The following is a 21,068-nucleotide window of genomic DNA, read 5'->3' as shown; positions in this document are numbered from 1 at the left end:
ATCTAAAATCTAAAATCTAAAATCTAAAATCTGCAATCAAAACCCTCTTTGTCGTTTAGCTTCAAAAATTAAAATCGCAGCGGCAACCGATACGTTCATGCTGTCGATTTCGCCCTGCATTGGGATAATGATATTTTGAGTAGCTTCATCACGCCATTCCTGCGTTAATCCTGTTGCTTCTGTACCTACAACCAATGCTGTTGGAGTAGTGAAGTTTTGAGTGTGATAGGAAGTTGAATTTTGTAAAGTAGCGCTGTAGAAATTGATTTTTTTTTCTTTTAAAAAAGAAATGATTTCTGAAGTGGTTCCCGTTGCAATTTGATTGGTAAACAGACAACCAACGCTGGAACGAACAATATTCGGGTTGTACAAATCGCTTTTTGGATTGGCAATTAAAACGGCATCCAGATTTGCAGCATCTGCTGTGCGTAAAACAGCACCAATATTTCCTGGTTTTTCTAAAGATTCTACAACCAAAATCAATGGATTTTCAGATAGTTTTAAATCAGATAATTTTAAAGATTTGCTTTTGGCAACCGCTAAAATTCCTTCAGTAGTATCGCGATACGCTAGTTTTTGATAGACTTCCTTGTTGATTTCGATTATTTGAAATGGCGAACGAATTAGTTTGTTGATTTCGGTTTCGGAAACTAATTCTGGTAAAAATAAAACCGTTTCGATTTCATAACCTCCTTTTATGGCTAATGAAATTTCTCGTAATCCTTCAATTAAAAATGTTCCGGTTTGTTTTCTGGCTTTGGATTTTTCTTGAAGTAAAACCAAAGATTTGATAAACGGATTTTGAATTGAAGTGATTTGTTTCATTTTTAAGGCTCAAAGTTGCAAAGATACAGAGTTTTTTTAAAAGCTGTACAGGTTTTTTCGCCACGAATTCACGAATTTATTTCGATCTTAAACAAATTCGTGAATTCGTGGCGGGGAAAATACTAAAAACTATTTTTCAAAAACTTCTTTTATTTCTTCGGCAACGGGATGGTTTGTTGCGAAAGTATAGCCTAAAATTTTTGCAATGGTTTGAGCGAATTGTTTTTGATAGAATTGAGATTCTATTTTGATTTCACCTTTAGGAGCGATTTCGGGCCCCATTGCAGCAAACCAAATTTCTGATGCGCCTGCAACATCGGCGCCGTGATCTGTCCATTGTGTTTTGGTTTTATCGCCGCGTCCGTGATCAACGGTTATAAAAAGACTTGTTTTATTTTTGTACTGTGGATCATTTTGTACAAAATCCCAAATTTCTTTTATCCATTTATCGACTTGATTGGCGGCATCAAGATACGATCTGTAATCACCGTGATGTGCCCATTCATCGGTTTCGCCGTATGCGATATAAAGCACTTTCGGCTTTTTATTTTTCAGTTCATCCATTGCCTGATAATGTGTAAAAACATCCAGACATTCATCTTCATGAAAAGGTTTAAATGAATTGTCACGCATTTCATTTAATAAGTTTTGTGCTGGAGTTGGTTTATTGCCGCCCACTTTATCAAAAGCAGAAATTACAGGAAAACCGCTTCGCTCTTCATTTAAAATTCGGTCGAAAGCGTCCCAAGCGCCAAAAGCGGCTATTTTTCCTTTTAGTTTTGATTGTTTGTTTAGGAATTCGAGAACGTTGCTATTTGGATTGGGTTTGTAACCATTTGAGTTTACCTGAAGGTCAACATTTCCAGTCATAATTTCGCTGTATCCGGGATAGCTAAACCAATACGGATTAGAAACATCAACTTTACTGCCCAATTCACGATTGCCGTAAACTTGCCCTTTTGAAGCAATTTCAGACCAGAAAAAAGGCATTAATTTTTGACGTGATGCCACAGGATTTGAATCTGCGTATTTTTTGTAAATATAAGTGCTGTCTCCCTGATTGAATTTTTTATCATTGGCAATTGCCGGATCAACACCTTTAAAAACTTCCTGCCATCTAAAGCCGTCGGTTGTAATGATAATGATGTTTTCCGTTTTTTGAGCCTGAGACGATACGCTTATTAAAATGAATAGAATTAGGGTTATTTTTTTCATTTTTACCTGCTTTTAAATTGTTAGAATCAGATTGTTATTTTCTTTCAAAATTAATTTAATAATAGCCGATAGCTGCAAAGTAAATCTATAAAATAACCATAAGTTAACAGATTACAAAAAACTCATTTATTCTAATTCATTAAAAGAATTAACTTTAAAGAGGAGTTGTAATTTAATTGGATCTTTTTTTGAGTTTGGATAATTTTCTGCATTGACTCTTTGTTCAAATACCTTCATGATATCTAAATCCAAATTATCTTTTACGGCATATTCTATTTCATTTTTGTTTTCTTTTAAAACAAATTGAACCCTTATTTTTCCAGCTTTTTCGGAGTTTTTAAATAGTTCCTCAAATATTACATTTGTTTTTTCAATGATTAATTTAAGATCTTCAAAAGAACTATTTTCTACTAATTCTGCATCAGAATTTAAAAAAATCACTTTTTCAAGTTTAGTTTCTTTTTCTCCATTTTGATAAGCTACAGTTGCATTAATTTTGTTTGATTTCGGAGCTTCGTCCAACCACATTAATTTCAAATTTTTCTTTAAAAGATTCAAAATGTAGTTGTGTTCTTTTGTTTCGATAATTAATAACGGTTCATCAATATCAAAGGAAATTACTGACCAATAATATATTAGTTCTTGAGGAGTAGCTTTTCGTATTATAAAATCGTTTGCAACTTCGATTTTAAACTCATCCCATATAATTTTTGATTCATTAAGATCCTGACTCAACTTTCCTTCTAAGACTTCATTATCAACATGAAATTGTACTTTCCTTCCTTCGATACTTTGTATTTTCTCATTATCTTTAAATCTTTTCCATAGTACAGGACCAATAACAAGATTGTCTTGTAATAACTTATAATCAGAATTGTTAGACAGATTGTCAGCAATTAGTTTTTTTGCTTTTTCAATGGTCTTATTGTCAGCATAATTGTAAACAATGCCTTTCGGTATTGTAATAATTTCACTTTTTTGAGCTTGGGTTTTAGAAATAAATAAAAGAAATAGGATAAGGACTATTTTTCGCATTTTTAAGCAATTTAAAATTACTAATCGTTTTGATTTCTTCAAACTAATTAATTTAATTTATCCAATTTTACGCAATAACGTCATAACTATAAATTGATAAAAATAAATTTATAGAATCCCTCTAGACTTAATCTCAAGATATTTATTGATAGCATCTAAAGTCAGATTTTCAGGCTGTGTTAAGACCGAATGTATTCCGTATTTCTTTAATTCGTTGGCGATAAGGCGTTTTTCGAACATGAATTTTTCGGCAATTACCTTATCATACACTTCCTGAATGGTATCGGTTTTTTTGTTGATGATTGAATTCAATTCTGTGTTTTGGAAGAAGACTACAACCAGTAAATGACTTTTCGCAATTCCTTTTAGATACGGCAACTGACGATTTAAACCGTCCATTGTTTCAAAATTGGTATACAGAATAATCAAACTTCTTTGATTGATATTTTTTTTAATATCAACATACAAACGGCTGTAATCGCTTTCGAAGAAATCAGTTTTAATGTTGTATAAAGTTTCAAGGATTTTCTGCATCTGCGAACCCCTTCTTTCGGCAAAAACTCTATTTTCTACCTTTTTTGAAAATGCAAAAAGTCCGGCTTTATCCTGTTTTTTTAGAATTACATTAGATAAAACTAAAGTCGAATTAATCGCATAATCCAGCAGACTTAATCCGTCAAAAGGCATTTGCATCACACGACCTTTGTCAATTGCCATGTAAACCGATTGCGACTTTTCATCCTGAAACTGATTGACCATCAAAGCATTTTTCTTTGCGGTAGCTTTCCAGTTTAAAGTGCGGAGATCATCTCCTTGAACATATTCTTTAATCTGCTCGAATTCCATTGTATGTCCAATTCGGCGGATTTTCTTAATTCCGTATTGATACAGATTATTTGAAAAAGCCAATAAATCGTATTTTCTTAACTGAATATAAGAAGGATAGGTAGGGACCATTTGGTCTTTTCCGAAGACAAATCTTCTGGAAATTAAACGCAATGGCGATGAAACGTAAATATTTAAGAATCCAAAATGATATTCGCCTCTTTCTGTTGGACGCAGTTCGTATGCAAATTCTTTATGTTCTGAAGCTTTTACGGTTTTAACGATTTTAAAATCACGAACCTGAAACTGAAACGGAATTTCATCAATTATCTTAATCAAAATTGGAAAAGTATAGTGATTTTTTACCTGAATATTGATTGGGTTTAAATCTCCGTTTGAAAGTTTTTCTGGTGTTATTCTTTCAGCTTCGATTCCGGTTTTTGTCAGATATAAAATTAAAAGATCAAGTCCCAGAAAAGAAAATAATACCAGCACCACAAACCAAACTGCATTGTATAAATTTGGAAAAATAAAAGCGCAGACAAATAATACTATAATGCCCAAAAGCAGATAGAAGAAGAAATTATTGAGATATAGACTTTTTATGAATTTCAATTTTTCTTAGTTTAATTTTTTAATGTGTTTTTTTAGTCTCAGTCTCGGTCTCAGTTTTCAGTCACTGTGCACTGCGACTGCAAACTGAAAACTAAAAAAACTATCTCGGTATTTCAACTGTTTCGATGATTTGTTTGATAATTTCAGAGCTTGTGATGCCTTCCATTTCACGTTCTGGAGTTACGATAACACGGTGCTGAAGAACTGGAATTGCAGCTTCTTTAATATCTTCAGGAGTTACGAAATCACGTCCGCGAATTGCTGCAAAACCTTTAGAGGCATTTAAAATTGCAATTGAAGCACGCGGTGAAGCTCCCAAATATAAAAAGGCATTTTCTCGTGTATTTACCACAATTCGAGCAATGTATTCTAATAAGTTTTGCTCTACTCTGATTTGTTTTACTAAACCTTGGTATTCATTTATTTCAGATGAAGAAAGAATGGTTTTAATCGCTTCTAGTTTTCCGTGATCCTGTAATTGGTGCTCTTTTTGGATAATCAGAATTTCTTCATTTAATTTTGGATAATCAATGGTGATTTTGAATAGAAAACGGTCTAACTGCGCTTCTGGAAGTCGGTAAGTTCCTTCTTGTTCGATTGGGTTTTGTGTAGCAATTACTAAAAACGGAGCTTCAAGTTTAAAACCTGAACCGTCAATTGTAATCTGGCGCTCTTCCATAACTTCAAAAAGAGCGGCCTGTGTTTTTGCAGGAGCACGGTTGATCTCATCAATTAAAACCAAATTAGAGAAAATAGGCCCTTTTTTGAACTCAAATTCAGAATTTTTTAAGTTGAAAATAGAAGTTCCTAAAATATCTGAAGGCATTAAATCCGGTGTAAACTGGATTCGACTGAAATCAATATTTAAGGTTTTGGCAAGCAGTTTTGCGGTAATAGTTTTGGCAACTCCGGGAACACCTTCTAATAAAACATGTCCGTTTGATAAAATAGCGACCAAAAGCTGGTCAACCATTTTATGTTGTCCTACAATTACGGTTTCGATTTCTTTTTTAATCGCATTTACATGTTCTAATAAAGGTGCCAGATTTATTCTGGTTTCGAAATTTACGTTTTCGTTTACATTCTCGTTTACGATTCCTGTTTCTGGTGTATTGATATCGTCCATGATGGCTATGTTTTTCTGATTGGTTTTTTATGTAATATTAGTGTAAAATCTTTTCAATTGCATTATTAATTCGGATTAAATCCGCTTCAATGCTGTCGTGATAACTGTTTCGATGTTCGTTAATTAAAAACACAAGTTCTTGTATATCGGCTTCGTTTTTACCAGTTTTCAGATGCAGCTTTTTAATAAAATCATCATCGAGTTTTGTGGTATCGATCAAATATTCGGTTCTTATTTTTTCTAAGAAATAGATAATTTTTTTGTCAATAATATTGGTATGATCGCCTTCTTGATAGTATAGATTTCCAATTGTTTTGGTGAAATCAACGGTCAGGTTTGGCAGCGGCTGTAAAATAGGAACAATACGCTGTTTACGTTTGGCATTGAAAATCATAAAAATCAACATTCCGATTAAGAACATATACCACGCCCATTTTAAAGCGGGCTGACTTAAAATGTAACGCATTGGCGAGGAAGAAATACCTTCTTCACTCTGCACTTTTGTGTACCATAAAATGTTTCCTTTTGGGATATACGACAATGCTTTTTCGGTATATTGATAACGGTCTTTCTTCAGCAGATTATAATTAGTAAAAGCAATTGGATACGTATGCAGAAAGAAATAACCGTTTTTGTACGGAACTTTTATAAAGTTAATGTTCTTTTTGCTTCCCGGTTCTCCCTGATAACCTAAAACAGTGGTGTTGAGTGTATCTATTTTTGAGAAATAATCCCCAATATCAGCAATTGCTTTGTATTTTTTGGTGCTCAATTTTTTATTAGCAAACCATACAGAATTGTTTTTGGTCTTTAAAAAATTAGAAGCGTAAGCTATTTTTAAAGTATCTAGTAATGGCTTTGGAAAATCGACCATGCTTAAAAAAGCATTGTTTCCGTGCGATACGAAATACATGATTTCTTTCATAGACTGATCATCAATATTATTATTTGGTGAAATATTGATGAAAGTTCCTTTTACAGAATAAGTCCCGTTAGTCAGCGTATCGTCAACATATTTTGAATCTAAAAATTCATAAGGAGTGACATCTGCAATTCTCTGGATTTTTTCATTTTTGAAAATACCGCCAATTTCCTTATCAAAAACATATAATCCAAAAGGGATTTTGTCATTGACCGAAAAAGTTGGTCGCCAGTCAATTGGTTTCTGTTTATTATTATCTGAAATTAAGATTAATATGAAAATTAAAACCAGAATACCAATGTATAGTTTAATATTTTTATTCATTAGTTAAAGGTTTTTAAAGCATTCTTAAATCGGTTTTGAGCTTTCGCGAAAGTATTTTCGTCAATCTCAAATTCTCCATACCAGATATAATTGTAGAGATAAGATAAATAGGTGAATTCTTCTCTGTGCGCCGGTTTTTGAAGTTCGTATAAATAATCTGAATTGGTTTTTTCAATATCCCATTCGATATAATTGTTTTGTGCCATTATTTTTAACAGCCAAAGATAATAGTATCGTATAACAGTTCGTTTTTCGCCTGCTTGAAGACTTTCTTGTATTAGTTTTTCAAAATCTAAAAGATGGATATTCTTTTCAATATCAGAATATTGAATTGTTCGTTTTTTAGAATTTTTTCCAAAAATCCATTGTCCTTCTTTATTGATGATCGCTTTTACAATGAAATAAATCACAGTAATGATCACAATGGCTGCAATAACCCTGATCAGAATGGCAACAAAATTTAAAGAAGCTTCAGTTGTACTAAAAGAGAATAGATTTCGGAAAATACTAGCCAGCCAATCTTTAAAACGTTCCCAAAGACCTTTTTCGGGTGCTTTTGGTTCGTAAACAAAATCAGAATCAGTATATTTTTTCTGATAATCTTTTGAAAAAGTTTTGGCTTCAACAGCATCTGAATCTGTTTGGATGTCTTTTTCGGTATATTTTATGGAAGAAATTTTGGGTGGATCTTCTGTATACAAACTATCTTCCTGTGCATTTGATGAAATACAGAAAAAGATAAAAAATAAAATAAAGAAAATTCTATTCATTACTGGTTTTGGTTAATTCGATTGGGCTGATAATTTGTGTACTTTTTTATGAACGATGAAAGGATAAACCAGATAATAAAATGAAATTATTCCTAACGTAGATAATATGATAAGACTGCTCAGCCAGTTAGGCATATCTATGGAATATCTGGTAATAAAGCCTTCAAGAAATCCGGCACTTATTGTAAATGGAAACGTGCTCAAGAATATTTTAAAGCTGTTTTTAAAACCAATTTTGAAAGAATTCATTCGGGAGAATGTTTTTGGAAACAAAATCGAAGCTCCTAAAATAAATCCGGCAGCAGACTCGATTACAATGGCAAAAATTTCCATTGAACCGTGAATCCAGATTCCGCGTACGCTTTTCCAGAAGACATTCTGCTCATAGAAAAAATATTGAAAAGCGCCCAGCATTAATGAGTTTTGAAGGAAAACGTAAAAAGTTCCCACTCCGCCAATAATTCCGTATAAATAACATCTTGCGCCTACATACAAGTTGTTCATGGTAATACCAATGAAACTTCCCCAGTTAGAACCTGAACCGTAAACAGCCATTGGATTTCCTTTTTTGATATTGTCTAAAGTCATATTTACATAATCATCGCCTAATATCAAACGGACAAAATTCTGGTCGTAACGGGCAGAAACAACTCCCATTGCTACAGTCGCAAAAAACAGAACAAAAGCATATAATAGGTATCTTTTGTATTGATAAAGCAAAAGCGGAACTTCCGTTGCGAAAAATTCGACAATTTTGTTTTTCTCTGTTCGCTTCGTTTTGTATATTTTTTGGTAAATCTGTGAAGCAAGATGGTTTAAATAGATAACCGTCTTACTTTTAGGATAGTAAGTTTGTGCATACGACAAGTCATTCATTAATTGAATGTACAAATTAGCTAATTCGTCAGGATTTTTCTTAGCTTTACCGAAAATAGCTAGCTCAAATTCCAGCCATTTTTCTTTATTTTGTTTTATAAATGCAATTTCTCTCATTGGAGGCTAAAATATAAAATATGTCAGAATTATCTATTAATACGACACAAAATGTTAAAATAAATTTTATTGCCGCTACAGCAGGCGAAAGATTAGGTGCCTATTTTATCGATTTGTTCATAAAAGGCTGTTATATCGCTTTTATAAGCTGGTTTTTCTTTTATGTGCTAAACTTCGAAAAAGTATTGAGAGGTGTCGATTCATGGTCGTATGGTGCTGTGCTGCTAATGCTGTATTTTCCGGTCATAATTTATTCCATAACTTTAGAAAGTATTTTTGAAGGACAGTCTTTTGGAAAAAAACTGGTAAAAATAAAAGTAGTAAAAATAGATGGATACCAGGCAGGTTTTGGAGATTATTTGATGCGCTGGTTTTTCAGAATTATAGATTTTACTAGTTTTTACGGTCTAGTAGGTTTAATTGCAATTGTTTCCAGCAAAAAATCACAAAGATTAGGTGATATGGTGGCAGGAACAGCTGTTATAACCTTAAAAAATAAAATCAATATTAGTCATACGATTCTGGAAGAAATTGGAGATTCGTATGTGCCGACTTATCCTTTAGTAATCAAACTTTCGGATAACGATATGCGAATTATTAAAGAAACCTATCAGAGGGCAATTGCAAAAAACGATCAGGAGATTATTTACAAACTGGTAGAAAAAATTGAAAGTGTAAGCGGTATCAAAAACCAGTCTGGTAATAACAATGATTTTATCAGAGTGATATTGAAAGATTACAATTTCTATACACAGCATATGTAATTTAGTAACAATTACTAAAAACTTTGTTTCTTTAATCCTTTATCACCTTTGAACCTTAAGAAAAAGAAATGTTCCATTTATTAGATATTATTGGTACGATGGCATTTGCAATGTCTGGAGCTTTAACGGCGATGCATAAAAAGCTGGATCCGTTTGGGGTTTTTATAATTGCATTTGTAACAGCAGTTGGAGGAGGAACACTTCGAGATGTTTTAATTGGCAGAACGCCAGTAGGATGGATGTGTGATATGCAATATGTATACGTAATTATTCTTGGGTATTTTTTAGCTATTATTTTCAGAAAAAGTTTTGATAAACTTAGAACTTCTCTTTTTTTATTTGACACAATCGGACTTGGGGTTTTTACTTTAATAGGTCTTGAAAGAGGGATTTTAACGGGACTTCATCCAGCAATTTGTATTGCGCTGGGGACTATGACGGCTTGTTTTGGCGGCGTAATCAGAGATATTTTGTGCAATGAAATTCCGAATGTTTTTAGAGAAGAAATATATGCAACGATCTGTATTCTAGGAGGAATTGTATTTTTTGGTCTCAGAAAATTAAATTTAGACGATGATATTTTATATCTCGTTACTTCTTTGGTTATCATTATAATCAGGTTGCTGGCAGTTAAGTACAAATGGAATTTAAAAGCATTTGACCACAAATAAAAAGTCGTAAAAGTGAGTCAGTACACCATAAAAAAATACGAGGAAAGTGATTATGCGTTATGGAACGATTTTGTAAATCAGGCCAAAAATGCCACATTTTTATTTCATCGTGATTTTATGGAATACCATAAAGATCGTTTTGAAGATTTTTCGCTTTTAATTTTTGAAGAAGAAAAACTTAAAGCGATTCTTCCTGCCAATAAACAAGGAAATTCCATTCATTCACATCAAGGACTTACTTACGGCGGACTTGTTTATAGAGAACAGACAAAACTAAAATCAGTGATTTCTATTTTTAGAAATCTTTTGTTTTTTTTGGATGAAAATAATTTCGATAAACTATTCCTTAAAACACTTCCTTCCATTTACCATTTAAAACCTTCTGAAGAAATTTTATACGCTTTGTTTTTGGCAGAAGCAAAACTGATTAGACGTGATTCACTTTCTGTGATTGATTTGCAGCAGGAGAAAACAATTTCTAAAATTAGAAAAAGAGGCATAAAAAAAGCTATTTCAAACGAATTGATTATTAAAGAAGAAAATCAATTTGAATTATTTTGGAGCAAAATTCTTATTCCGAATTTAGAAAAAACACACCACGCAAAACCAGTTCATTCAATTGAGGAAATACATATCTTAAAATCTTTTTTTCCTGAAAACATCCATCAGTTTAATATTTATAAAGATGATGAAATTGTAGGCGGAACAACGGTTTTTGAAACACAAAATGTAGCGCATTGCCAGTATATTTCAAAAAATCCTGATAAAGAAGATTTAGGAAGTCTGGATTATCTTTTTCATTACTTGATTGAGGAACGATTTTCTCAAAAACGGTTTTTTGATTTTGGAATTTCAAATGAAAATCAAGGGAAAAATCTGAACGAAGGATTAACGTATTGGAAAGAAAGTTTTGGCGCTAGTACGATTGTGCACGATTTTTATGAAGTTGATACTGTTAATTATACTAAATTAGAAGATATTCTTATTTAAAACACAACGACAATGATATCTTTTCTTGATCTTAAAAAAATAAACGAACCGTATGAAACTGCTTTTCAGCAAAAACTGAAATCGGTTTTAGAGAACGGCTGGTATATTTTAGGAAAAGAAGTAGAAACATTCGAAAAGGCTTTCGCCGAATATTGCGGAGCAAAATATTGCATTGTCGTTGGGAATGGATTTGATGCTTTGGTACTTATTTTTAAAGGATATATTGAACTCGGAAAACTTCAAAAAGGTGATGAAGTTATAGTTCCTGCCAATACTTATATTGCCAGTATCTTGGCGATTTTACAAGCCGATTTAGTTCCTGTTTTGGTTGAGCCCAAACTCGAAACCTACAATATAAACCCCGATTTAATTCAAGAAAAAATTACTTCAAAAACAAAAGCTATTTTGGTCGTTCATTTATACGGACAATTAGCTGAAATGGAGAAAATAAATGAAATAGCAGAAAAAAATAATCTATTGATTATTCAGGATTCTGCTCAATCTCACGGGGTAGAAAATCAAAAATCAACAGCAGCTTACAGTTTTTATCCCGGAAAAAACTTGGGATGTTTAGGCGATGGCGGAGCAATTACCACAAACGATTCGGCATTAGCAAAAGTACTTTTTACGCTTCGGAATTATGGTTCTGAGAAAAAGTATTATAACGAATACATTGGTGTAAATTCAAGATTAGATGAATTACAGGCAGGATTTTTAAATTTAAAATTACCAAATTTAGACGCTGACAACGAGAAACGAAGAGCGATTGCAAGACGATATTTGTCTGAAATTAAAAATGAAAAAATCATACTTCCGTTTTGGAATTTTTCAAATAATCATGTTTTTCATTTGTTTGTGGTTCGAACAGAAAATAGAGAAGATTTGCAGCACTATTTAAGCGAAAATAATATCCAAACTGTTATTCATTATCCAGTTCCGCCTCACAAACAAAACGCGTTCCAGGAATGGAATCATTTATCTTTTCCCATAACCGAAAAGATTCACAACGAAGTTTTAAGTCTGCCGATCAGTCCGGTTTTAACCGAAACGGAAATTGATTTTATTATAGAAATCTTAAATCAATATTAATTTGAATTTTTATAGAAAAATAATTCAAACCAGTTTGTTTAAGATTACTTCTTTAAACAGTTTTAGTGTTGCTTTAAAAATCGGAATCGGACTCATCACATCAAAAATATTAGCCATTTTCGTAGGTCCAAACGGAATGGCGCTTGTTGGAAATCTCCGTAATTTTTCAACGTCTCTTGAAACGATTTGTACGTTAGGTTTTCAAAATGGAATCGTAAAATACACCGCTGAAAATGAACAAAGTAAAACCAAACTCCACAAGATAATTACAACCGTTTTTATAACGATGCTTTGTATTGCAGTCTTTTTAAGCTCTATTTTATTTCTAACTGCGTATTATTGGAACTATAAAATTTTTGGAAGTAACACAGGATATCTTCTTGTTTTCAAGGTTTTAGCATTGGTTTTGCCAGGTTACGGACTTTCTATTTTTTTTATAGCTGTAATTAATGGTTTAGGGAAATTCAAAAAAGTAATCTGGATCAACATCATCGGAAACATCATTGGTTTGTTGACTTCCATTTTCCTGATTTTACAATTTAAAACTATTGGAGCTTTAATGTCAATTGTAATTGCACCTGCGTTGTTGTTTCTTATTACCTTTTATCTGGTTCAAAAAGAAATTCAATTTCTTCAGATTATAAAATTACATTTATTTGATTTCAAGATTTTAAAAAATCTATCATCTTATTCTTTAATGGCACTGGTTTCATCTGTTTTTGGACCTTTTGTATTTCTGGCAATCCGAAATCATATTATTCAGAATTTAGGAATTGACGAAGCTGGATATTGGGAAACGATGACGAGAATTTCTACATATTATTTAATGTTTGTCAGCACCATTCTGAGTGTTTATTTTCTTCCCAAATTAGCAAAAGCCGAAAATAATTTAGAAACGAGAAAAGTTTTTTTACAGTATTACAAATTTATTCTTCCAGTGTTTGTCTTGGCTGTGACAATCCTATATTTTTTGAGACATTTTATTATCCAATTACTTTTTACAAAAGACTTTTTACCTGTAACTGATTTGTTTTTCTGGCAGCTTTTGGGAGATGTATTTAAAGTTTGTTCTCTTATTTTAGGATATCAGTTTTTTGCGAAAAAAAAGACCTCTGCATTTATTCTAACCGAACTATTTTCGCTGGCAATTCTGTATTTTTTCAGTCTGTATTTCATTAAAATGTATGGAATCGAAGGAGTTGTAATGGGATACGCGCTGGATAATTTTATTTATTTTATTTTGTTGCTTTTTTATTTTCGATCTGTTTTTTTAAGAAAAATTAGATTTTAACTTTTCCAAACATCAAGATATTGCTGTGCAATTTTAATATAATTATGCTCTTTCTCAATAAAAGCTCTCGCACGTTTTCCTATTGCAGTAATTTCAGCAGGATTTTCTATAAGAAAAGATAATTCTTGAACAAGGTAGTCAACATCAGGGAGCGCATTAATGCATACTTTTTCGGTTATCTTGTAATATTCTACAAATTCAGATTCAGCACCTGTAAACACTACTTTCCCTTTTGCCATTGCTTCAAGCGCATTGTATCCTTGATCACAGGAATAAGCCTGATCCAATAAAATATGTGCCTTATTATACAATTCGATATAAACGGGATAAGGAATTGTATTTGTAGTTATTACTTCAACTCTGTCAGGATATTTTTCTTTGATTATATCCAAAGCTTTTTCAAAAAATGCAATCCCTTTCTGATGATAGCTCCATTTACTTATGCCCAAAAAAATAATGATTTTTCCATTTGTAACAAGTTCCTTGAAACCGAGTTTTTGGGTATTAACAGGACAAGGAATAAAACCTGAATATTTTGGATTTTTGCTATTTGCCTCTACATAATCAAAATCAGTTGCAATGATGCCATTGAATCTTTCTTTAATAAAGTTGTGAATTTTAAGATGACCTTTGCTGATATAAGAATAGAAAGCTTTGAATTCTTTGTCTTCTTTAGGATTCTTAAAATAAGGTTGAAGAATTGATTTTTTAGATTGATTCTCAATATAAAATGTCAGTGTAGAATAATCAATTCCAGTTGAAAGCATGAAAGATTTTTTGTTTGTTGCACAAAGCTTTTTCATAAGATAAAGTTCAAAATTTGAAGTCGTTTTTACAGAAGCTTCATTAATAAACTGAACCACATCAAAGTTTTGCAATTTGGAAAGAAAAAGATAAAAACGAAATCCCGCTTCTAATCCTGCAAAATCAAATTTAAATAAACGATAAATTATTTTTCGAGGAATATTAAATATTTTAAGATTAAGATATTTGGGTTCAAAATTATAATCTAGAGGATACTGTCTAAAACCGTCTTTATTGCCAATTAAAATAACTTCATGACCAAGCTCAATTAGTCCCTCTTTTAAAGAATTATGTAAAAGACTATATTCGCCAACAAGTAAAATCCTCATTAATGTTATATTTGATACGAAATTAAGAAATCAATACTTAATATTTGTGATCTAAAGCATATATCATCAATAAGCATTTCTAGGAATGTTCTAAAATAGTAATATGAAAACGACAATTCATGATATTCAATATATAAAATTTCCTGTAGTAGAGGACGTTCGTGGTAATTTGGCTTTTATACAAAATGATATTCTGCCTTTTGAATTCAAACGAATTTACTATCTTTTTGATATTCCAAGTAATGCTTTTAGAGGAGGACATTCGCATATTCAGCAACATGAAATTTTAGTGGCGCTTAGCGGTAGCTTTTATGTCACTTTGGATGATGGTTTTCAAAAAACTAAAATTTTATTAAATAAGCCAGATACTGGTCTGCATTTAGTAAATGGACTATGGCGAGAACTTGAAGATTTTTCATCAGGAGCAGTATGTCTTGTTTTATCGTCAGATGTTTTTGATGAGAACGATTACATAAGAGATTATGACAAATTTTTGATGTCTAAAAAATGAAACTATTATACATCACTCAAAGGATTAATGAAGAAGGAGGAATTCAAAGAGTACTTTCTGTAAAAACCAATTATTTAATAGAAAAATGGAATTACCAAATTTCTATAATTACACAGAATGATGGAGATTCAGACGTATTTTTCGAATTTAATAGAGCTATAAGATTTTATGATATTTCATTAAAAAAAGGGAAACTTTTAAATTTGTTTGAATATAAAAAGCAACTTCAAAAGCATATTAGTCTTTTGAAACCTGATTGTATAATAGTTTGTGATTTTGCCTTAAAATCGTTTTCAATTCCATTATTTTTAAAAACAGATGTTCCTGTTATATTTGAAGCTCACGGTTCAAGATTTAATGAATATAGAAAAACTTTTTTTGGAAGATTTACAGGTAAGTTAAAATATGAATACCGGAATTACTGTGCTTCTAAATTTTTGTTTTTTGTTGCATTATCTAAGGAAAGTTTAAAAGAATGGTCCATTAAAAATGGAAGAATAATTTCTAATCCGTTGTGGTTCAAGGTTTCTCAAACTGCTAAACTGGAAGAAAAGAAGATCATAATGATTGCCAGACATTCCTATGAAAAAGGGATTGACAGAATATTGAAAATATGGCCACTTATAACACAAAAACATCCAGAATGGACATTGGAAATTTTTGGAAAGCCTAACAAAACACTTCAGTTTGAAAAACAACAGATTAATAATGTCACTTTCTCTAATCCAGTACATAATATTCAGGAAGTGTATCAAGCTGCCTCGATATTAGTAATGACTTCGAGAAATGAAGCGCTGCCAATGGTATTGATAGAAGCAATGTCTGTTGGTCTTCCTTGCATAGCTTATGATTGTCCTGTTGGACCAAAAGCGATTATTAGGAATAACGAGAATGGATTTCTTATTGAAGAAGAGAATGAAAAATCTTTTGTTGAAAAAGTAAGTTTATTAATGGAAGACGAAATTTTACGCAAAAAAATGGGACACAAAGCCCAAGAAAGCGTTCAGAAATATGATATTGACCTTATTATGGATCAATGGAAAAATTTCTTTGAAGAAATTGTAAAAGCTAATTTAAGCTAGAATAATATCCCAAGCGGTAAATATCAAAAAGTAAAAGAGAAGGTTTTTTACTTACAAGCTGCTTGACTAATAGAGGTTTAAAGATTTTAAAACTAAAAGAAATAATAGAACTTAGTTGATAATTTTTTATCATTTGAAAATAATGCGAAAGTTTTACATAATCTTTAGAAATAAGATTTGAATCTACTAAGTTTTTTAAGCCTAAAACAGCTTCTTCAGACTTTTTTAAAAAAGTTACACTGGTTTCTATTCCTAAATGAAAAACAGGATTCTCAATATGAATAATCTTGGCTTGTTTTTGTTTTAATTCAAATGAAAATAACGTATCTTCATGTCTGAGATTTGGAATATTTTCGTTGAATCGAACTTCTGAAAAGATACTTTTTGTTATCAAAAAATTCAAAGTTAAAAAAGAAAGATATGGATTTTTGATGCGATCAGAAACTTGTAACGCTTCTCTTTTTCTTCCATAAATCCATCTTAAAACTTTTCCTTTTTCAGGTTTAATGTTCTCGTATAAAATACCTCCGTAAACTATCTTTTCTTCCTGATTTATTTCTTGTGTATAATTTGAAATAAAATTTTCTTGAACAGGAATTGTATCAGCATCTAGAAATAATAAGTTTTCATAATGGGCTTTTTCGGCTAATAAATTCCGAATCGCACTTCGGCCTATATTTTTGGGTAAAACAATAAAAGAACAATTTATAAATTGATTAATTTTTTGATTTTCTTCTTCATATAGATTAGAAGCATCGTCCAGACAAAGAACTTCAAAGTTAATTCCACAAGAATTACACTGCTTTACGAGTTCGCTGACAAGCGGTAAAACATTATAATTATAAACCGGAATTAAAATGGAAAGCATTATACACTTCTTTGCACCACTTCAAAAATTCTTTCATCTTCACATTTTAATGTTTTAGATGGGAATTTCATTAATAAAGCATAATCGTGAGTAGCCATGATAACCGTTTTTCCTGCAGCGTTAATCGCTTTTAAAACTTCCAATACTTCAGAACTTGTCTGCGGATCAAGGTTTCCGGTTGGTTCATCGGCTAGGATAAATTCAGGATCATTCAAAAGTGCTCTTGCAATAGCTACACGCTGCTGTTCTCCGCCAGAAAGCTGATGAGGCATTTTGTTTAAGAAATCTTTCATTCCAACTTTGTCTAAAACTTCATCGATTTTGTGCTGCATAGCCTCTTTTTCAGTCCATCCAGTAGCTTTAAGAACAAAAAGCATATTGTCTTTTATAGAACGATCTGGAAGTAATTTAAAATCTTGGAAAACGATACCAATTTTACGTCTCAAATACGGAATGTCTTTTTCTTTTAAGGAAGCCAAATCAAATTCAACGATATGACCTTCGCCTTCAAGTAATGGAAGATCAGCATATAAAGTTTTTAAGAAAGTACTTTTTCCTGAACCTGTTTTTCCGATGATGTAGATAAACTCGCCGTGTTCAACGTCTAAGTTAATATGAGAGATAATTTTTCTTCCTTCCTGATATATAGTGACTTCTTTAAGAGATAGTACGGTTTGTGACATAATAAAATTGATTTGATTGGTAAAAGTACTAAGTTAACGATTGTATTCAAAATAAATTTCAATCATTTCTGAATAAAACAGCCAAAAGAATAAAAGTTTTTGAAAGTTTGAGAACCAATTGCTTGACTATATGCCGTATTATAACAATCATTAAAACATTTGTTCATAATAAAATTAGGAAACGTTTCGTTATAAACGGTATAAAATGATAAATTTGAATACTAAATATAACTAAAATGCGTAAACTTTCCTGGTTCTTTTTATTCCAAATTATCCTTATTTCGTCTTCAGTTTCAGCACAAAAATCAGCTATATATATTTACGATTTAAAGGATTTTGACAAAGCACTGGCTTTATATAACGACAAACAATATGCTTCGGCACAACATATTTTCGAAAACGTAAAAAATACGGCAGTTACCGAAGAAGTAAAATCCGACTGTGCGTACTACATTGCCAATTGTGCTATTAGAACCAATAAGCCAAATGCAGATGCTTTGATGGAAAAATTTGTTGAAGATTATCCAACAAGTACGAAACAAAATCAAGCATATGTCGAAGTGGCGCAGTATTTCTTCGAGCAGGGCAATTATCCAAAAGCGTTGCAGTGGTTTGATAAAGTTGACGAAAGTTACATGAGCAAATCAGAATCGGATAAATTCAATTTCCAGAAAGGGTACAGCTATTTCAATGCTAAAAAGAAAAAAGAAGCCACAACTTATTTTAATAAGGTCGTGAATTCTCCTGAGTTCGGTTCGCAAGCCAAATACTATTTAGGTTTTATGGCGTATGAAGGCGACGATTATAAAGAAGCAACCAAATACTTTGATGAGGTTTCTGGCGAAGAAAAATACAAAGAAAAACTTTCGTATTATCAGGCCGATATGAATTTCAAATTAGGGAATTTCCAAAAAGCCATTGATTTAGGACAAAAAGCAATGGATAAGTCCAATGAAATGGAAAAATCCGAATTGAATAAAATTATTGGAGAAAGTTATTTCAACCTAAAACAATATGGAAAAGCAATTCCGTATTTAGAAAAATACGCTGGTAAAAAAGGAAAATGGAACAATACCGATTTCTATCAGTTAGGATATGCGTATTATGAACAGAAAGAGTATGAAAAGGCTATTTCTCAATTCAATAAAATTATAGAGGGAAAAGACTTCGTAGCGCAAAATGCGTACTACCACTTAGGTTTAAGTTATTTGAATACAGGCAAAAAACAGGAAGCGCTTAATGCTTTTAAAAATGCTTCGGAAATGGATTTTAATGCACAGATTCAAGAAGATGCAGCCTTGAATTACGCTAAATTAAGTTATGATATTGGAAATGCATATCAGACTGTTCCGGGAATTTTATTGGATTTCTTGAAAAAATACCCAAACAATTCAAGCAGAGCTGAAGTAGAAAAACTTTTAGTTGATTCGTATATTTCTACCAAAAACTACAAAGAAGCTTTGGCTTTATTAGAAAAAAACAGAACTCCTGAAAATAAAGCAGCGTATCAAAAAGTACTTTTTTATAGAGGACTTGAATTGTACAACGAATCCAATTATTCTGAAGCTGGAAAAATGTTCAAAAGCGCTATTGCTGAACAAAAAACACCTGAATTTACAGCACGTGCTACTTTTTGGAAAGCCGAAACAGAATATCTTAACGACGATATGCAGAATGCATTGTTAACTTACAAACAGTTTGCGGGACTTCCATCGGCTAAAAGTACAGACGAATACAAAAACATCAATTACAATATTGGATACACGTATTTTAAATTAAAAGAATACGATCAAGCAGCTAATTCATTTCAAGCTCAGATTGATACTAATAAAGAAGATAAAACACGTTTGAATGATTCATATCTGCGTTTAGGAGATTCAAGATTTGTGACTTCGAAATACTCTCAGGCAATGGAAGCGTACGGAAAAGCAATGGATGCCAAAAGTGTCGATGCTGATTATGCGCAGTTTCAAAAAGCACTTTTGTATGGTTTTATGTCAAGAAACGATCAGAAAATCAACGAACTGAACAACTTTTTAAAAATGTATAAAAAATCAGAATATCGTGATGATGTTTTGTTTGAATTAGGAAATACATATGTTGCTGATAAGAAAAATGATTTAGCTATTAAAACCTACGATCAGTTAATTTCAGAATATAAAAATGGTTCGTTTACGTCAAAATCTATCTTAAAACAAGGTTTAATTTATTACAATTCAGATCGTGACGAATTAGCTTTATCTAAATTCAAAAAAGTCGCTGCTGAGTTCCCAAAAACGCCTGAAGCTCTAGAAGCAGTTTCCACAGCAAGATTAATTTATGTCGATTCTGGAAGAGTAGATGAATATGCTTCATGGGTTAAAACATTGGATTTCGTTTCGGTTACAGATGCTGAATTGGATAACGATACTTACGATGCCGCTTTCAAACAATACAGCCAAAACAACAGCAAAAATGCCATTACAGGTTTTGCAGGTTATATCACTAATTTTCCTTCGGGATTACATGCTTTAGAAGCCAATTTCTATTTAGCACAATTGTATTATGCCGAAGGTTCTGAAACCAAATCAATTTCGAATTACCAATATGTAATACAACAGCCAAGAAGCGAATTTTCAGAACAAGCCTTAAACAGATTGGCTCAGATTTATTTAAAAGCAAAAGACTGTGATAAAGCAATTCCAGTTTTGGCACGTTTAGAAAATGAAGCCGATTATCCTCAAAATAAAAACTTCGCACAAGCCAACTTGATGAAATGTTATTATGATAAAAAAGATTATGACAAATCAGTTGTTTCTGCAGAAAAAGTATTAGAAAATCCAAAAGCCGATGCTGGCGTAAAAGCCGATGCGCAAATCATTGTAGCGCGTGCCGCAATGCAGACAGGAAACGAAGACAAAGCAAAAACAGCTTATGCTAAACTTTTGGCAACTTCAAAAGGTGAATTAGCGGCAGAAGCTTTGTATTACGATGCGTACTTTAAAACGAAAGAAGGAAAATTCGAAGCTTCGAATACTGCGGTTCAAAAACTGGCTAAAAACTATTCGGCTTACAAATATTACGGAGCAAAAGGCTTGGTTTTAATGGCGAAAAACTTCTACGGATTAAAAGACAGTTATCAAGCAACTTACATCTTAGACAACGTAATCAATAATTTTACAGATTATCCGGATGTAGTTGAAGAAGCGAAAAGAGAATTGGGCGCCATTAAAGTAGAAGAATCAAAAACGAATTCGTCAATTAACCGATAAGAGAATAGAAAATAGAAAATAGAAAATGGAATATAGAAGTTAGAACATGGATGGTAGAAAAAAGATTGGAAAGTCTATCCTCTAT

The 21,068-nt window shown here is 31.9% G+C and carries 19 protein-coding genes; 8 read left to right on the top strand and 11 right to left on the bottom strand.

The features are described from left to right. Positions 1 to 36: 36 nt before the first annotated feature. The 8 genes from J0383_RS04115 to J0383_RS04080 all read right to left on the bottom strand — a co-directional run bounded on the left by J0383_RS04115 (position 37) and on the right by J0383_RS04080 (position 8,650). A complete protein-coding gene (locus tag J0383_RS04115) occupies positions 37 to 825 on the bottom strand; it encodes a TrmH family RNA methyltransferase (RefSeq protein WP_207297183.1) in 789 nt (262 codons plus the stop codon). Positions 826 to 954: 129 nt separating this feature from the next. Continuing rightward, positions 955 to 2,040 carry a phosphoglyceromutase gene (locus J0383_RS04110; RefSeq protein WP_207297182.1) on the bottom strand — a complete coding sequence of 362 codons (1,086 nt, stop codon included), beginning with the start codon at positions 2,038 to 2,040 and terminating at the stop codon, positions 955 to 957. A 126-nt stretch (positions 2,041 to 2,166) separates the two neighbouring features. Next, positions 2,167 to 3,075 carry a hypothetical protein gene (locus J0383_RS04105; protein WP_207297181.1) on the bottom strand — a complete coding sequence of 303 codons (909 nt, stop codon included), beginning with the start codon at positions 3,073 to 3,075 and terminating at the stop codon, positions 2,167 to 2,169. Between the two features lie 108 nt (positions 3,076 to 3,183). After that, positions 3,184 to 4,515 carry a DUF58 domain-containing protein gene (locus J0383_RS04100; protein ID WP_207297180.1) on the bottom strand — a complete coding sequence of 444 codons (1,332 nt, stop codon included), beginning with the start codon at positions 4,513 to 4,515 and terminating at the stop codon, positions 3,184 to 3,186. Positions 4,516 to 4,615: 100 nt separating this feature from the next. Beyond that, a complete protein-coding gene (locus J0383_RS04095) occupies positions 4,616 to 5,641 on the bottom strand; it encodes an AAA family ATPase (RefSeq protein ID WP_207297179.1) in 1,026 nt (341 codons plus the stop codon). A 37-nt stretch (positions 5,642 to 5,678) separates the two neighbouring features. Next, positions 5,679 to 6,887 carry a DUF4350 domain-containing protein gene (locus tag J0383_RS04090; RefSeq protein ID WP_207297178.1) on the bottom strand — a complete coding sequence of 403 codons (1,209 nt, stop codon included), beginning with the start codon at positions 6,885 to 6,887 and terminating at the stop codon, positions 5,679 to 5,681. Further along, entirely contained in the window at positions 6,887 to 7,657 is a 771-nt protein-coding gene (locus tag J0383_RS04085; protein WP_207297177.1) for a DUF4129 domain-containing protein, read from the bottom strand. Before J0383_RS04085 ends, J0383_RS04090 begins: the two co-directional genes overlap by 1 nt. A gap of 12 nt (positions 7,658 to 7,669) precedes the next feature. Then, on the bottom strand, positions 7,670 to 8,650 hold the full coding sequence (locus tag J0383_RS04080) for a stage II sporulation protein M (RefSeq protein ID WP_207297176.1): 981 nt from the start codon (positions 8,648 to 8,650) through the stop codon (positions 7,670 to 7,672). Positions 8,651 to 8,670: 20 nt separating this feature from the next. On the opposite strand from J0383_RS04080, the gene J0383_RS04075 reads away from it, so the two are divergent. From J0383_RS04075 to J0383_RS04055, 5 genes are all read left to right on the top strand, one after another. Continuing rightward, entirely contained in the window at positions 8,671 to 9,414 is a 744-nt protein-coding gene (locus tag J0383_RS04075) for an RDD family protein (RefSeq protein ID WP_207297175.1), read from the top strand. A 68-nt stretch (positions 9,415 to 9,482) separates the two neighbouring features. Continuing rightward, the gene (locus J0383_RS04070) at positions 9,483 to 10,085 is read left to right on the top strand and encodes a trimeric intracellular cation channel family protein (RefSeq protein ID WP_207297174.1); all 603 of its coding nucleotides are present in this window, start codon (positions 9,483 to 9,485) and stop codon (positions 10,083 to 10,085) included. 12 nt (positions 10,086 to 10,097) lie between these two features. Further along, positions 10,098 to 11,075: a GNAT family N-acetyltransferase gene (locus J0383_RS04065; protein ID WP_207297173.1), complete on the top strand. Its 978-nt coding sequence runs from the start codon at positions 10,098 to 10,100 to the stop codon at positions 11,073 to 11,075. 12 nt (positions 11,076 to 11,087) lie between these two features. Next, entirely contained in the window at positions 11,088 to 12,164 is a 1,077-nt protein-coding gene (locus J0383_RS04060) for a DegT/DnrJ/EryC1/StrS family aminotransferase (RefSeq protein WP_207297172.1), read from the top strand. A 34-nt stretch (positions 12,165 to 12,198) separates the two neighbouring features. Beyond that, positions 12,199 to 13,455 carry an O-antigen translocase gene (locus J0383_RS04055; protein WP_207297171.1) on the top strand — a complete coding sequence of 419 codons (1,257 nt, stop codon included), beginning with the start codon at positions 12,199 to 12,201 and terminating at the stop codon, positions 13,453 to 13,455. Here the strand turns inward: J0383_RS04055 and J0383_RS04050 are convergent. Next, positions 13,452 to 14,588, bottom strand: coding sequence for a glycosyltransferase (locus J0383_RS04050; protein WP_207297170.1), 1,137 nt, complete (start codon positions 14,586 to 14,588; stop codon positions 13,452 to 13,454). The two genes, J0383_RS04055 and J0383_RS04050, sit on opposite strands and share 4 nt — an antisense overlap. Positions 14,589 to 14,691: 103 nt before the next feature. On the opposite strand from J0383_RS04050, the gene J0383_RS04045 reads away from it, so the two are divergent. Both J0383_RS04045 and J0383_RS04040 read left to right on the top strand, forming a co-directional pair. Then, positions 14,692 to 15,099 carry a sugar 3,4-ketoisomerase gene (locus J0383_RS04045; protein ID WP_207297169.1) on the top strand — a complete coding sequence of 136 codons (408 nt, stop codon included), beginning with the start codon at positions 14,692 to 14,694 and terminating at the stop codon, positions 15,097 to 15,099. Beyond that, a complete protein-coding gene (locus J0383_RS04040) occupies positions 15,096 to 16,181 on the top strand; it encodes a glycosyltransferase (RefSeq protein ID WP_207297168.1) in 1,086 nt (361 codons plus the stop codon). Before J0383_RS04045 ends, J0383_RS04040 begins: the two co-directional genes overlap by 4 nt. On the opposite strand, the gene J0383_RS04035 is transcribed toward J0383_RS04040, so the two are convergent. After that, positions 16,168 to 17,049, bottom strand: a complete 882-nt coding sequence (locus J0383_RS04035) for a glycosyltransferase family 2 protein (protein WP_207297167.1) — start codon at positions 17,047 to 17,049, stop codon at positions 16,168 to 16,170. The genes J0383_RS04040 and J0383_RS04035 overlap by 14 nt on opposite strands. After that, positions 17,049 to 17,732 carry a cell division ATP-binding protein FtsE gene (locus J0383_RS04030; protein WP_207297166.1) on the bottom strand — a complete coding sequence of 228 codons (684 nt, stop codon included), beginning with the start codon at positions 17,730 to 17,732 and terminating at the stop codon, positions 17,049 to 17,051. Before J0383_RS04030 ends, J0383_RS04035 begins: the two co-directional genes overlap by 1 nt. 236 nt (positions 17,733 to 17,968) lie before the next feature. Between J0383_RS04030 and J0383_RS04025 the strand changes: the two genes are divergently transcribed. Continuing rightward, positions 17,969 to 20,983, top strand: coding sequence for a tetratricopeptide repeat protein (locus tag J0383_RS04025; protein WP_207297165.1), 3,015 nt, complete (start codon positions 17,969 to 17,971; stop codon positions 20,981 to 20,983). Positions 20,984 to 21,068 lie beyond the last annotated feature (85 nt).

Source organism: Flavobacterium endoglycinae (genome assembly GCF_017352115.1).
Lineage (GTDB): Bacteria > Bacteroidota > Bacteroidia > Flavobacteriales > Flavobacteriaceae > Flavobacterium > Flavobacterium endoglycinae.
The sequence above is the reverse complement of the archived record's forward strand: the minus strand, read 5'-3'. Positions and strand labels throughout refer to the sequence as shown.

Coding starts and splice junctions, on each gene's coding strand:
- J0383_RS04095 (WP_207297179.1), bottom strand. CDS start 5,641: ATGGACGATATCAATACACCAGAAACAGGAATCGTAAACGAGAATGTA.
- J0383_RS04045 (WP_207297169.1), top strand. CDS start 14,692: ATGAAAACGACAATTCATGATATTCAATATATAAAATTTCCTGTAGTA.
- J0383_RS04035 (WP_207297167.1), bottom strand. CDS start 17,049: ATGCTTTCCATTTTAATTCCGGTTTATAATTATAATGTTTTACCGCTT.
- J0383_RS04075 (WP_207297175.1), top strand. CDS start 8,671: ATGTCAGAATTATCTATTAATACGACACAAAATGTTAAAATAAATTTT.
- J0383_RS04115 (WP_207297183.1), bottom strand. CDS start 825: ATGAAACAAATCACTTCAATTCAAAATCCGTTTATCAAATCTTTGGTT.
- J0383_RS04110 (WP_207297182.1), bottom strand. CDS start 2,040: ATGAAAAAAATAACCCTAATTCTATTCATTTTAATAAGCGTATCGTCT.
- J0383_RS04040 (WP_207297168.1), top strand. CDS start 15,096: ATGAAACTATTATACATCACTCAAAGGATTAATGAAGAAGGAGGAATT.
- J0383_RS04060 (WP_207297172.1), top strand. CDS start 11,088: ATGATATCTTTTCTTGATCTTAAAAAAATAAACGAACCGTATGAAACT.
- J0383_RS04025 (WP_207297165.1), top strand. CDS start 17,969: ATGCGTAAACTTTCCTGGTTCTTTTTATTCCAAATTATCCTTATTTCG.
- J0383_RS04105 (WP_207297181.1), bottom strand. CDS start 3,075: ATGCGAAAAATAGTCCTTATCCTATTTCTTTTATTTATTTCTAAAACC.
- J0383_RS04070 (WP_207297174.1), top strand. CDS start 9,483: ATGTTCCATTTATTAGATATTATTGGTACGATGGCATTTGCAATGTCT.
- J0383_RS04085 (WP_207297177.1), bottom strand. CDS start 7,657: ATGAATAGAATTTTCTTTATTTTATTTTTTATCTTTTTCTGTATTTCA.
- J0383_RS04030 (WP_207297166.1), bottom strand. CDS start 17,732: ATGTCACAAACCGTACTATCTCTTAAAGAAGTCACTATATATCAGGAA.
- J0383_RS04050 (WP_207297170.1), bottom strand. CDS start 14,588: ATGAGGATTTTACTTGTTGGCGAATATAGTCTTTTACATAATTCTTTA.
- J0383_RS04090 (WP_207297178.1), bottom strand. CDS start 6,887: ATGAATAAAAATATTAAACTATACATTGGTATTCTGGTTTTAATTTTC.
- J0383_RS04080 (WP_207297176.1), bottom strand. CDS start 8,650: ATGAGAGAAATTGCATTTATAAAACAAAATAAAGAAAAATGGCTGGAA.